The organism is Vibrio sp. Y2-5 (genome assembly GCF_014596725.1).
GTDB lineage: Bacteria > Pseudomonadota > Gammaproteobacteria > Enterobacterales > Vibrionaceae > Vibrio.
The window spans coordinates 371277-384745 of the sequence record NZ_JACVEG010000001.1 but is presented as its reverse complement, the minus strand read 5'-3'; the positions used below and the strand labels follow the sequence as shown (position 1 = coordinate 384745).

Annotated in this window: 9 protein-coding genes; 1 reads left to right on the top strand and 8 read right to left on the bottom strand. The window is 43.0% G+C overall.

Annotated elements, in window-relative coordinates; genetic code table 11:
- Nucleotides 1-24: 24 nt before the first annotated feature.
- Nucleotides 25-324: a type VI secretion system PAAR protein gene (locus tag HUO09_RS01840; protein WP_167412733.1), complete on the bottom strand. Its 300-nt coding sequence runs from the start codon at nucleotides 322-324 to the stop codon at nucleotides 25-27.
- Nucleotides 325-525: 201 nt separating this feature from the next.
- The gene (locus HUO09_RS01835) at nucleotides 526-1044 is read right to left on the bottom strand and encodes an Hcp family type VI secretion system effector (RefSeq protein ID WP_167412734.1); all 519 of its coding nucleotides are present in this window, start codon (nucleotides 1042-1044) and stop codon (nucleotides 526-528) included.
- 265 nt (nucleotides 1045-1309) lie between these two features.
- Between HUO09_RS01835 and HUO09_RS01830 the strand changes: the two genes are divergently transcribed.
- Nucleotides 1310-2290 (top strand): sel1 repeat family protein, encoded by a 981-nt coding sequence (locus tag HUO09_RS01830; RefSeq protein ID WP_188232795.1) that lies wholly within the window; start codon nucleotides 1310-1312, stop codon nucleotides 2288-2290.
- A 40-nt stretch (nucleotides 2291-2330) separates the two neighbouring features.
- On the opposite strand, the gene HUO09_RS01825 is transcribed toward HUO09_RS01830, so the two are convergent.
- Genes HUO09_RS01825 through tssH form a run of 6 tightly spaced genes read right to left on the bottom strand, consistent with a single transcriptional unit; the run spans nucleotide 2331 to nucleotide 13465 of the window.
- Entirely contained in the window at nucleotides 2331-3599 is a 1269-nt protein-coding gene (locus tag HUO09_RS01825) for a type VI secretion system ImpA family N-terminal domain-containing protein (RefSeq protein WP_188232794.1), read from the bottom strand.
- A gap of 53 nt (nucleotides 3600-3652) precedes the next feature.
- Nucleotides 3653-7156: a type VI secretion system membrane subunit TssM gene (tssM, locus tag HUO09_RS01820; RefSeq protein ID WP_188233178.1), complete on the bottom strand. Its 3504-nt coding sequence runs from the start codon at nucleotides 7154-7156 to the stop codon at nucleotides 3653-3655.
- 60 nt (nucleotides 7157-7216) lie between these two features.
- The gene (gene tssA / locus HUO09_RS01815; RefSeq protein ID WP_167412738.1) at nucleotides 7217-8620 is read right to left on the bottom strand and encodes a type VI secretion system protein TssA; all 1404 of its coding nucleotides are present in this window, start codon (nucleotides 8618-8620) and stop codon (nucleotides 7217-7219) included.
- A 2-nt stretch (nucleotides 8621-8622) separates the two neighbouring features.
- Nucleotides 8623-9267 carry a type VI secretion system-associated protein VasI gene (vasI, locus tag HUO09_RS01810; protein WP_188232793.1) on the bottom strand — a complete coding sequence of 215 codons (645 nt, stop codon included), beginning with the start codon at nucleotides 9265-9267 and terminating at the stop codon, nucleotides 8623-8625.
- A complete protein-coding gene (locus tag HUO09_RS01805) occupies nucleotides 9264-10853 on the bottom strand; it encodes a sigma-54-dependent Fis family transcriptional regulator (RefSeq protein ID WP_188232792.1) in 1590 nt (529 codons plus the stop codon). Before HUO09_RS01805 ends, vasI begins: the two co-directional genes overlap by 4 nt.
- 2 nt (nucleotides 10854-10855) lie before the next feature.
- Nucleotides 10856-13465 carry a type VI secretion system ATPase TssH gene (tssH, locus tag HUO09_RS01800; RefSeq protein WP_188232791.1) on the bottom strand — a complete coding sequence of 870 codons (2610 nt, stop codon included), beginning with the start codon at nucleotides 13463-13465 and terminating at the stop codon, nucleotides 10856-10858.
- Nucleotides 13466-13469 lie beyond the last annotated feature (4 nt).

Below are 13469 nucleotides of genomic sequence, written 5' to 3'. Positions count from 1 at the left end.
ATAACAGCACTCTTCATCATTGCACTATCCAATCATGACATCAGATGAAGCCGTGGCGATTGTACCGCCACAATCAATTGCATCACCTAAACGAGCCGCTGGTTTACCATCAATAAAAACACCAGATGAACCGCCTGCCACACTTCTAGGGTGATTACCATGAGGCGTTTTGTCACAAGGACAACCATGGGCTTGTAGTGGATCGCCTTGCCGAACCGCTGGCAGATAATTAATCATCACCGTAGAGCTTCCTGACGTAATAGGTGTCGGCGGAAAGCAATCATGCTCTGAGCCGATATCACCCACCCTTGCTGCTTGTGGCATAATACCTCCTAACGGATAGCACAACTCGGCTATCGATAAATGAAAAATAAGGAGTACATGGTGAACTTCAATGTTGCCACGATTCCCCTCCTTTTTACGTCAACCGAAAAACCTTAACGACAAATCATCACCTAGAGAATAATTTGTCATTAAGACTTTCAGGGGCTCACCCGTAGATGAGCCACAGAAAATGAAGCTGAATTATGCTTCGATAGGTTTACGCCAGTCGTCAGCACCTGACGTACCTGCGTTAACATGGTCCCAAGTAATCTTACGGTAAGACATTGACACTGTTAGGTTTTGAGTAAAGTCTGACATTGATGGATCTTGGCAGTGTGGCATTTCACAACGAATATCTATGATAGATGCGTTTTCCAGCTTAGTGGTGAAGAAGTTCTCTTGTTTACCTTCGATAGAAGTGCGATACCATTTTAGTTCAACCGTCTTCATCTTCTCTCCCGATGAAAGTGCGTTGTATAAAAGTGGCACAGCTTTGTTTAGAGAAACCGTGAACTGAAATGGTTTGTGGACACGTTGACCAGAAGGCTGACCTGATTGTGGATCAGTAGGAACCGTCACAATGTGGTCAAACTTTTGAACCAGCATTTCGTCTTCGTGACCTTCGACAAATGAATCACCGATAGAGTCAGCGGTACATGCACCTGCAGTGATAAGACCCTGAGTTTCACCGTCAATAGAGATATAACATGGAGTTGGCATTACAAATTCCTTCATTTATGTGGATGACAATAGCGATATAACAATATCTATGCCAATCACTAAGTGTTGAAGAATAAAGGGCTGCCAATTAATCCCTCATTGGATCGAGCAATAAGTTGCCTAAATCGAGCAATAAGTTGCCCAAGCCGGGCAACTTATTGCTCGAATACCAAAAACGTGTGTATGAAGCGCATAAACACACGAACTCTAAACTGGAATGCTTTTTGCTTTAGCTATTATAAATAGAATAACTAGGACGTTTAATGTGAGTAAAATCCTCATCCCGCTCTCTTTATGGTGCGTATTTACGCCTTTTTATCTACAGGCGAAAAATAATGAGCCTTTTAACCAAGGTTCAGTGGATGATGCTTTCCACAAAGGTTGTTTGCTTTACGCACAATATAAGTTCACTGAAGCCGAAGAATGGCTCACCTACGCTGCCGATCAAGGAAATCAAGATGCGGCCTATCTAAACGCAAGACTACTTGCCTTTCAAACACAGCCGAAAAATTTTCCTGAGCAGAGCAAAAAAAAACTAGAGAATGTTGCTAACCAAGGCCACTTAGAGTCAATGAGGTTTCTCTATGAAAAGGGCGAGTGGTTAACGAGACAAGAACGCTTACAATGGCAGCAGCACTACTACAACCAATTGATAAACTTAGGTGCTGAAAAACCAGCGCAAGCGTATTTTAGACTATCGCAGTATCACAACAGCATCGAGCACAAAGCGTTGTCAGATTATGAATTGCAACAAGCAGTGAAACTTGAACTGCCAAATGCATATTTAGCTTACGCAGGGCAGCTACCTATAGAAGAAGCCAAGGCAATATATTTAACCGAAGCAAAAAAGGGGGTTATCCCTGCTATTAGGCACGTCATCACAATACTCGAACAAGAAGGAAAGTTTGATCAAGCTTTATACTGGCGTGAGATAAATGCAGAACTTGGAGATTTACCTTCGGTTGCAAGCTTGGGGCTCATTTATCAAGGTAATAGCGAAAGATACAACTTTGTGCCACAAGATTTAGCCAAAGCGTACGCCTATTACCTTAACTACCTTGAAAATGCTGGCACCGCACGTTTCAGTCGTCTTTATAAAAAGATAGATGAAAACCTCAACACATTGTCCAGTGTTCTTTCGCCTGAGTTACTGACCGATGCTAATACTCTGGCTCAATCATGGAATTCAACCCAATACTATTACTACGATGCGCTATGGGAACAGGCAAATTGCTCTACGAAATAATGATAACGTCCTATTAGGAATACCTAATAGGACGTTAAGCTTAGTCCTGTAACGTAGATAGTTCGGTATCTAAAGCCGCCACCTTCCAACTAAGATTGTTCAGACGCCATTTTAGTTCTGCTAACTCTTCTTGTGCATGTTGATAGTGTTGATCTTCTATCAAGCTTTCAATATAGCCAACACGACCGTAGATTGGCGATAAACTGACAGCAAACTGCTCTAAAGATTTCGTTTCGTCTGATATCTGAGACCAACGACGCTTCTTGGCTAACAATGCAATATTGGCCATCTTCGTTCGAATTTCACTAAATTTGGCTACGAACTGATCCGTCTGTTCAAGAGCTAGTTTCTGATCTTGGTAAAGAACCTGACTGATCTGATTAACTTGCTCATTTCCAGCATAGAGCCTCTGTAAAACATCACGCTGCTCTATCGCCTTCAAGTACGGTTGCTCAATCGATGTTTGTATTTTCTCTTCAATAGAAGACTGATACATAGACACCATTTCAGATTGAACCGAAGCTATTCTATTCGGTGGGGTATTTGCAACGTAACTATCAAGATTATTTGTCGTCAGAACGGGAACTTCAAGCGATTGCTTGAACGGATATTTGTTCCACAAGTTCGGATGATAGTAAAGCCATAAACCAGTAAGACTTAAGGCTGCGGTAACCAGACATGTTGTAGCTAAAGTATAGTAATGGCGTTTACGCGAAACACGATCTGCATTTTCATTAAGTTGCTTGTCTTGGCGTTTTAACGCCGTGTAATAGCGAGTTTCAATCTTATCAATATGCTCAAAGAGTGCAAAACCCACCCCTTCAAAATCGACACTAATGTCAGGCTGTTGGATAGACATCCAGTGATGAATTGTTCCACATATCCTCTCACTACGATAAAGGTCACGTAGCTGTTCTTGAGCTGGTTTCATCTTATTTAGCTCAATAATCGCCTTACTATTAACCCAATCCAAGACTTCCTTGCGCATTTTGGCTGACTTGGAATCCGGCTTAGGTAGCAAACTCAAACAATGCATCAATAGCTCTAATCCATTTGCGTAGCCGGAAAGACCTTCGATTTTAAGCTTAGCAATTGTGAGATAACTACTCATCAGTAAATCAACACCAGCCCCTTGGGCTAATTGCTCACTCCAGCGATAAACCTCTTGCCAATTGGTACCTCCAGATAAAGGATTAAAACGACTATTAATTTCATCCCTCACCTTTTGGTAACTATCTAGATGTCTGATTGCGTCTGAATCAGACGTTATATGGTAAACCACTTGATCCAGTAAAACTGTATTGGACATAGATACTGCGTCCCGGTAAGAAAGGAGCGAGCCACCTCACTCCTTAACATGTTTTAGTAAAGAGTCTTAGATAACTTAAACGACTTAAACAATCGTTCCGTGAATGGATTGGCATCAGATTCCGCATTGAGTCGGTACACCATATCTCCACCATCAACGACAAATCGGTAATCAACCGAAGTTTTACTCGCTGACATAACATTACCTTTGTCCAGTAATCTGAAAAATGCCCAAGGACCTTTCATGTTGATGCTTCTCGGAGACAAATTCGATTTAGTTGGCACTAATGTGACTTTCGATACCGCAGAATTACGCAGTGTGTTTGGCCAAATCAGCTCGACCCCTTCGCGAGTGCCATGACTATAAGTCAGATACTGTCCATCAACGTTGAGAACACTTCTGCGCTTGTTGCCGCTCAATTGCAATGGCTCAACAGAAAAGTTTACATCTAGAATCCCTTTACGATTGAAAAAAGCCTGGCGAATTCTCTGTGCCTGCTCAATTTGTGCCAAAACTTCAGGACGAATAAGCGACTGTGCAGTATCGTATTCATCAACCGCAATGTTCTCTTCGATAAAGACTTTCAACTGATTATTATAGAAATTGTCCAGTGTTCCTTTTGGTGCAAAGAAGGATTCAAAATCCTCCAATGCTACATCTTTTCCCGATTCCGCATTGAACGGATAACGACTCGCTAACTTGGTGTAGTAAGGCTGGTAAACATCCTCATACCAGCGAACTTCCAAATGTTTAATTGCTTCTTGCTTGACCACGTACCAACTTTCATCAGCAAGCTTGGCGATCATGCTATCAAGTGGTCTTGGCAAACCAGACGAAATACGCTTTAGAGTGTAAATAGGATCGGCACTCACTAATTTGACACGCGCTTTGGTCGCATCCAATGCTGCCATTCCTACATCAGGTGATTCTTGAATTGACTTCAGGTAATTTTTCAATTCATCAACAGAAGACAAAACTTCATTGATATATGCTGGTTGATCACCGACTGGTCTAAGCATCAAATTCAGTTCAGCAAAAGGAGACTGAATGTTAGAAGCCACCTTGTACTTAGCACTTTTTAATAGTTCTTCACCTGCTTCACTATCTGGGTTTAGTCCAGAGATGACTTGCGTGTTGTTCTCTAGCGTTCTTAGCAATCTCTGGAGTGGCTCAACGTGCCCAGTTAAATTCTCTAAAACCATCACTCCTTCATTGATATCGCTAAAATATTTCATATCGATTTCATTCAACGCCGTGCGCCAAGTATTCACATAATCGGCAACATAGAGATTACGTATTTTCTCTCGCAACACTTGTTTGTCTGCTTCACTGAACTGTGCCGTTTTTGACTGACCGAGCACCCAACTGTCGATAAGAGCAAGCTCAGAAACCGACTCAGAACGTGGCATAAAATAGTTCTCAAAACCTTCCTTCGTCAGCATTTGCGGGATATACATAGATAAGTTTTTGTTAGACACTCGTTCTTCGAATACGATATCAAAGATGGGCCCGACTAAATTACGAATGCTAATAGAAGGCCCAAGCACCGTTTGCGCATTCAGTTTTAAATTTCGATAAACACGCTGATCGTTTGGCATACTGCTAAGTTCAGCTTGAACACGAGCAATCGTTTGATCATACGGTTTCATTGCACGCTCTGCGAACTGATCACCTACCGCTCTATCTCCAGCCAAATCAGTATGTCGCATGGCATAATCTAAGTGGTCAAGCAATTCGCCTTGAACTTGCTTTTGTCCTGCATACGCGCTTTGCCAATACTTACCAAAGTAATCAAGAACATAATCCTTATAACGACCACTTTTATCAACCATCATTCTATAAACTCGCAGAACAGCCAGTTTTTCTTCTTCAGTTTTAGCTTTCTCAAGTGCTACGACAACATCGGCCATCAACAACGGTAAAAAGCGGCTCTCTAGCAAATTTAAGTATGTATTTTCGACCATTGGCCCAATGGTATGACCTTGATAGAGACCTAAATCCGAGATGTAGTGTGGTTTATCGCGAAAGAAGCCAAACTCCAACGTCGCTTGACGGATTTTGTTCAGCGGTCCCAATATATCCTTTTGCGATGCCAATTCTAGGTTTGAGGGGTACTTAGCTTTATATTCATTTACCTTCGCTAACACCGCGTCAGAATGATTGACGTTAATGATGTAGTTACGATGCCAAGCTCCCAACAGCAGTACTGATGCAACCAAACAAGCGGTAAATGACAATCCCATTAAACGGCGTTTATGTTTTGCAACGCGGAAATTGTCCGATGCAAGTCCTGCTTCAGGGTAAATAATGTTACTAAATAGCTGCTGAGTAAAATAAACCGTTGAATTTTTGGCATTTTGAGCTTTGTTAACCGCATGAGATAGACCATACCGGCGTGAAGCTGAATCACCAAAAGCATTACACGGCACACCTTGTTGATAAACAGACGTAAAGTATGCGCCACGGACCAGTGCTGATGTTGAAAACTGATCACTAGAAAGTGCATCTTGGAAGAACTGTTTCAAGATACTTTGTAAACCCGACATTTGACGCGTAAAGCTATAAATAGCATCACGCTCCTCCTGTTCGATGGATTCAGCGACAGCGTGAGGAAAGAGCTCATTAATGCTTAAAACAAATTGACTGTAATCACGAGAAAACTCTTCCAACCAATGATCGAGGTTATCGACCGACTCAAGTGAAAAGGTAAAGCCTAGTACCTCATCACGTTGCGCTTTCGAATAATGCTTAAAGAAAGGTTCAAAACCGTAGAGAAGATCAAGCTTAGTTAAAGTAATGTACACGGGTAAACGGGTAGCCAGCGTTTCCATTAGTTCACGAATACGCGCACGCAATAAATTGGCGTAAGCTTTACGTTCAGTCACCGTAGAAGTTGCCAAATGTGACACGTCTAATGCGAGAACCACACCATTTAGCGGCCTGCGACTGCGGGTTTTTTCTAACCAGTTAACAAAGTGAAGCCACAAACGGCGCTCAAGTTCACTATCATCGTCTTCGCTGCGATTACCTTGAGTCAACAATTCACCATCAGGATCAATGAGTACTGATTCATTACCAATCCACCAATCAAATGAATATGGATTTTCACTCTTTTGGCCAGAAGCGCGCATGACGGAAGATAAAGCAAAATTCTGCCCAGAACGGTTAATCAAACTCGTTTTACCCGCATTTTCCAAGCCAAGCACTAAATACCAAGGTAACGCATAAAGATAATTACGAGTGTTGAGACTTTGTTTCATCTCCTTCATTACGCCGTTAAGTTCTGCTTCTTGGCGTATTTCATATACCTGTATAGGGTCTTGCCTTAATTGCTCTTCGTGCTTTTGTTGATTTTTAAAACCTCGCAGTCTGCGCGATTGCAAAAGCCCCCAAGCAGATAAGGAAAAAAGAATAAACAACGCGCTCGCTAAACCTCGAGCAAATACAGTCTCTAATGGTTTATTGCCTTGAATCTCTAACCAAGGACCGGCCCACCAAATAGCGACATTTAATAAAATAAAGAGTGTAAACAACAGAATTGGAAGCGCTGCTGCTATACCCGGCTTACATTTTTTAACGATCCCAATGATACTTTTCCACATGGATAGTCCCTTAGCTTAATCTGACGCGGTGTTTCGTTCTAGTTGCTCAATGAGTGACGGCTCCCATTCGGTAACGCTCGTCTGTATAATTTCTTGTTTTAAAGTTTGATATTGTTCTTTAGCCATAGCATCTAGGTGATTGTGTTTAAGTAGATCAGCACTCAATAAGCGCCAGTAAAAACGATCGCGAGGCTCTGTTGCTGCCACTAAACCATCATTGAGCATTGACATCGCCACGGCGATGCCCCCTTCTTTAGCCAAAGTGAACGCTTCTTCGCGTTGATCCTGCCAACACCCCGAATTGGATGCGGTAGCATCAAAGCTTTGATAAGCCGTTAACCACTCTCGAACCGCATCAGTGACAAATGGCGATCCTCCTTTAAACTTAAGATCTAGCACTGTGGGAAAACGTTCAATAAATGATTGATTTTCTTCTATAATAGCTTTACACCATCCATCTTGACCTAATGCCTTAGCGATATCATGACTCATTAACTGACCTTCAAACCAATAAGGTGAGATAGTTAAGCTATGTTCAACGCGCCGCCACAACGCCAGATCAGGGGAATGCATCTGATCTTGATATTCTTTGACTCGCTCGATTTGCATTCCTCTTAGTAAGGTTTGGCCTAAATGGTCGTGATCAGGAAGCGTGGCAATCGCTCCCCATAACGCATGACGTCGCACACGAATAGCTAACGCGCCAGAGGACTCTTGTTCCGACAAATATTCAGCGACTTTTAGCAATGTTTGTTTCGCAGCTTTGTCACTCGAGTTATCGATCGCTAAAGAAGATGCCGGACTTGGAGATGTACTGGCCGACTTGGCTGGCTTTTGATCAGCAGCTTGCGCCACTTTCTCACGCTCTTGTGCTTTCTTAAGTTGACTAAAAGTCGTCATCGCGACCGACTCTGCGACATCAGATAATAGTTCATTCGCCTCTATCACGGCCTGCCACTCTTGCACCACTTGCTGCAGTTCATCTCTGTCTTGGCTATCGAGCACCGAGAAATCAAACTTATTAACCGCCAGTGCAAAGCGTTGACAGATTTGGCTGAAAAACTTTCGTCTAGGAAGATTGCCGCGCTTACCTGGTGCGGGAAAACTGTCTTGCCAATAGTGCGCAATAAAATCACTCATAACGCCAAAAGAAGTGATCAAGCGTTTGGGAGTCAATTGATGATGTAAGCACTGCAAAAGATAAACCAGTAGCTTGATATCTTTACTTTTTTCATTCAACAAAGTGACAACGCTATGCTCGACCTCCTGCCACTGCACAGCCGCATGAGATAGCGAGCCGACCTTCATCATTTGATCTTCAATAAAATCAAACAACGGCTCATCTAACAGTCGTTCACCTGTTGGTGACGCAGTACAAATTGGGCGAACGATACTCGCTCGATATTGAGTAATATCCATCGTTACCATCCACACCGTTGCCGTAATGGGACTAAAGCTTTACTTAACTGCCCAGCGTCAAATTGTAAGCCATCAATCTGGGGAGAGTTTGAGCGCAGAATTAACCGAGAGTTTTTCGTCATCGCTTTCATCATTGAAATCGCAGGTAACCCTCTTGCTGAAGAGAACAGCACTCCAACATCATCGCTGCGCCAATATTGTTTAGGGCCATAAGCGACTGAGACTTTAATGCGCGCATCTTCCAACGGAACGGGTAGCGCTAATTCAATACGGCTAATATTATTGATACAACTCATCATCAACACTGGTGATAGCTGCTCTTGCGTTTGCGGCACGGATAGCGTCAGCCACGCATCGCCATTCTCTTTGTCGCCTTGCTCAATGACATTAATTGGTTGAGCTTTCAGAGCCGTAGAAAACGCGGTATACCACGCTTGAGGTTTATCATCATTCATCGTTGAAGACGGCAGTAGGGTTGGCGTGCCCATCACTTGATCAAAGCAACTTAGCCGCTCTAAGCGCTCAAGGATTAAAGTGCACTGCTGCGCACGATCCAGCTGTGACACTACAGAATCATTCGCCATAGTCTGAATGCTGAACAGTATTCCGCTCATCAATACGGTCAGTATGTAAGTTGAAGTATTCATAACAATTTGATTTCCAGCTTCCGACATTTATAGGCGAAAGTGCGCTTTGGGATACCTAAACTCACCGCCGCCTTACTACGATCACCTGAAAATAGCTCCAAGCGTTCACGAATAATCTGCTCTTCATATTCATTAACCGCTTGTTTCAAATCATTGATGGTCGATAGATTTCCTTGTGACAGAGCAGGAGAATGCTCACTCATCAACGTAGATACAGCTCTTTGCTGAATTACAGGCTCGGCACTTTCACGCTCAAGATTCAAACAAGCAATGCGATTCGTAAAACAGCTTTCATCGATTTCAGATTCATTGCGGCATTGGGCGCAACCAAATTCCACTAAATGCTTTAACTCACGGACATTGCCAGGGAAGGTGTACTGCTTTAAACAATCCAAAGCACGATAATGTAAACCGCGTATTTGAGTACCATGCTGTCGATTGAACTCACTAACAAAGTGCTGGCTTAATTGAGCGATATCTTCAAGACGTTCAGACAAACGCGGCAGTGTTAGAGGATATTGAAACAGGCGGTAATATAAATCCTGACGAAACTGATTTTTACGTACTTGATCAAGCAAGTTGACATGAGTGGCCGAAACCAAACGAAAATCAGAGCTCAATTCCTGCTTTCCCCCAATAGGGCGAAATTGCTTGGTTTCTAAAACGCGCAGCAGCTTTGCCTGTAAAGAAAGTGGCATATCACCTATTTCGTCAAGAAATAGAGTTCCACCATTCGCTTGAGCAATCAGGCCTTTACGATCAGATTCTGCACCAGAAAATGCCCCTTTACAGTATCCAAATAACTCACTTTCAAGCAGGTTTTCCGGAATGGCGGCGCAATTAATAGCAACCAATGGCTCTGCATTACAATTGGATAGTTGATGAATAGCCTGAGCAACTAACTCTTTACCTGTTCCTGTGTCACCTTGAACCATCACCGACAATTTTGACTCTGCCGCACTAACAATTTGTTGGCGAAGCTTTTGCATAGCACTACTTTTTCCTATCAAGGATAGAGAAAGTTTATCCGCCATATCTCGTTGCTTTGTATCTCGCTGAATGTCGCTGAGAGATTCAGACAACACCTTGATATCCCGCTGTTCACGTTCCATTTTCTCAAGCAAGTGCCATTGTTTAGTAAATACATCAACAAACTTAATACATACCTGACTTGAAAAAGCTCGACTTACTGCGCGCTCGTCGCCCAACATGAATAATATTAACTGTACTTGTTTCGAGTTAATCGGCAGAGGATAAATACAAACGCTTTCAAACATACCAACACCAGCAACTAACTCATTAAACGCACGGTCAGATTGCCAAAACAGCAACTCATCCGAAGAGAGCGTCATTGGTAATGAACTCTGCAAAACATGACTAAATGGATGGTTGAGGTCATCTACCTGCCACGAAAAGTTATTCTTCCCATTATAAGGAATAAGACGACGTCCCTCGGCGTTAGGCATGAGCACCATGCAATTAGACAGGCTCAACTCAGCAACAATAATTTCTACAAACCGATCTATCAATTCACTCTTGATCTTGATTCCAATAAGATCTGTGATTCGCTCTAACCAGTTAGACATCACTACTCAACCTCTCCAATAAACTCTCCGTCTTGTGCCGCCAGATAGATACGAATCACTGGCTGCTGTTCAGAAAGTTTGTTCAATAACGACAAGGAAATAGGGGGAAGTAATTGACCATCAATAATCGCTTCCAACATACGTGCACCATTTTCAGAACGAGTCGCACGAGACAAAATTTCATCAATTAAGGAATCGTCAATTACAACTTCAGCGGCGTAACGCTCATGGAATAGTGTTTCTAGACGTGAAAGCTTGAAACGGACGATAGACTCAAGCACTTCTGGATTCAGTGGCATATAAGGAACAATTTCCATCCTTGCCAGTAGCGCGGGTTTGAAGAAAGCAGCCAACTGTGGATAGAGAGCATCATCCAATTGTTCAACTCGATCGGCGTAATCGACTATCGTTTCGAAGCCTAAATTTGAAGTTAAGAAAAACACAATATTCTGACAATCTATGACTCGGCCTTCACCATCCGCAATCTCCCCCTTATCAAACGCTTGATAAAAGAGATTCAATACTTCTGGATGTGCTTTTTCTACTTCATCAAGCAAAACCACTGAATATGGCATCTTACGAATAGCTTCCGTCAATATGCCGCCTTCGCCGTAGCCAACATAACCCGGAGGCGAGCCAATCAAACGCGATACTGTATGTTTTTCTTGATACTCAGACATATTGATCGTGGTCAGGAATTGTTTGCCGCCATATAGGTGATTAGCAAGTTGAACCACGGTTTCTGTTTTACCTACACCACTTGGTCCTACAAGCAAAAAAGCGCCTTTTGGACGACCAGGCCGACGTAAGTCTGCGCGAGCGGTCAGAAGGTGCTTATGAATCCGTTCAATCGCAACCCCCTGTCCCTTAATTGACTGACTTAAAATGCTCGTTAGATGAGTGATCTTATGCAGCTCATCACTGTTCATTTGATCAACGGGTACACCCGTCCAATCTGCTATCACCTCCGCAACTTGCTGAGCATCCACTTGGGGGTGAATCAAACGTTCAGAATGCGGTATAGTTTCTAGCTGCTGATATTTTTCACGAATAGTAGCCAGCGCTTGCTCACGCTGCTCGGAAGAAAGTGTCTCTTGTTGAGCCGAAGTAAGTGACGCTCTTAGATCTATAATGTCTTCAACCAGCAATTTTTGCTGCTGCCACTGAGCGGTCAATCTATCTCTCTCTTGCTCATCTTTCGCTTCTTGCTCTGTCAGCTCTTCAAGGCGTTCACGATCAACATCTTTACCCAATAATTGGGCGCGCTCTAACATATCAATTTCAAGTTGTCGTTGGTGACAAGCCGTTTCGATAAACGCTATACGTTTGGGTGGTGCCGTCAGGTTAATCGCAATGCGAGCACAAGCAGTATCAAGTACATCTATCGCTTTATCAGGTAGTTGTCTGCCCGATATGTAGCGCACCGACAATTCGGCTGCCGCTTTCAACGCGTCATCGGTGATCAGAACGTTATGATTTTTTTCATACACAGAATTCAATCCACGCAGAATATCAACGGCCTGTTCAACATTCGGCTCTTCCAATTTGACAAGTTGAAAACGACGCGTTAAAGCCGGATCTTTCTCGAAGTATTTTTTGTACTCTTTCCAAGTTGTAGCGGCAATGGTGCTCAATTCACCGCGAGCAAGAGCAGGTTTTAGCAAATTAGCGGCATCTCCGCCGCCTTCTTGGTTGCCAGCCCCAATCAAGGTATGCGCTTCATCAATAAACAGAATTATTGGTTTGGGTGAGTGTTTAATAGCATCTATCACACCCTTAAGGCGTTTCTCAAACTCACCTTTCACAGATGCGCCAGCTTGAAGCAGACCTAAATCGAGTGAATAAAGTTCAACGCCTTGCAATTTTAATGGCACTGAGCCGGAAACCACACGAAGCGCCAAACCTTCAATCATGGCACTTTTACCGACACCTGCATCACCGACGACAATAGGGTTGTTCTTACGTCGTCGACATAGGATATCAATCATGAGATTGATTTCGTTCTCACGGCACAGAACGGGGTCAAGTTCATTTTTACGAGCCTGCTGGGTAACATTGGTACAATATTTATCCAAAATAGACGAATCACTGCCGTCTTTTGCCAGCGCCTTTCCCCCTTGCGAAGCTAACTCGATTTGAGTTTCCGACGAGTGCGCGAGAATCATATCGAAATGCTTTTTCAAACTCTCTCGATTGATGGTATCGACAATACGTACCAACTTGTGGTCCATGTATCGATCAGCGCGGGTTAGAGCCGTCAATAGAATAGCCCCTGAACGAAGTTCACTTTGATTCAGCTCAGTGGTCGACAATAACCAAGCTTCTTGAAGCAGTTCTACCAATAGCGGTGAAAATACCGGGTAACTATCAAGCGCTTGCTCGCGAGAAAAAAGAGTCACAATCGCTTGTTTAATGTCATCAATAGATACATCTGACTGCTTAAAAATAACGCGAACATCCGAAAGAGGATTGTCTAACAACACTTCAAGATAGTGTTCAAAAGTAATTTCACTTTGCTGACGTTCAATACACAGAGAAGCTGCCTGCTCTAGGGCAAGTTTGCTTTGTTGATTTAATTTGGCAATAAGAATTGGTAGTTCAATACGTATCACGACA

Coding starts and splice junctions, on each gene's coding strand:
- HUO09_RS01840 (WP_167412733.1), bottom strand. CDS start 324: ATGCCACAAGCAGCAAGGGTGGGTGATATCGGCTCAGAGCATGATTGC.
- HUO09_RS01825 (WP_188232794.1), bottom strand. CDS start 3,599: ATGTCCAATACAGTTTTACTGGATCAAGTGGTTTACCATATAACGTCT.
- vasI (WP_188232793.1), bottom strand. CDS start 9,267: ATGAATACTTCAACTTACATACTGACCGTATTGATGAGCGGAATACTG.
- HUO09_RS01835 (WP_167412734.1), bottom strand. CDS start 1,044: ATGCCAACTCCATGTTATATCTCTATTGACGGTGAAACTCAGGGTCTT.
- tssA (WP_167412738.1), bottom strand. CDS start 8,620: ATGGATATTACTCAATATCGAGCGAGTATCGTTCGCCCAATTTGTACT.
- HUO09_RS01805 (WP_188232792.1), bottom strand. CDS start 10,853: ATGTCTAACTGGTTAGAGCGAATCACAGATCTTATTGGAATCAAGATC.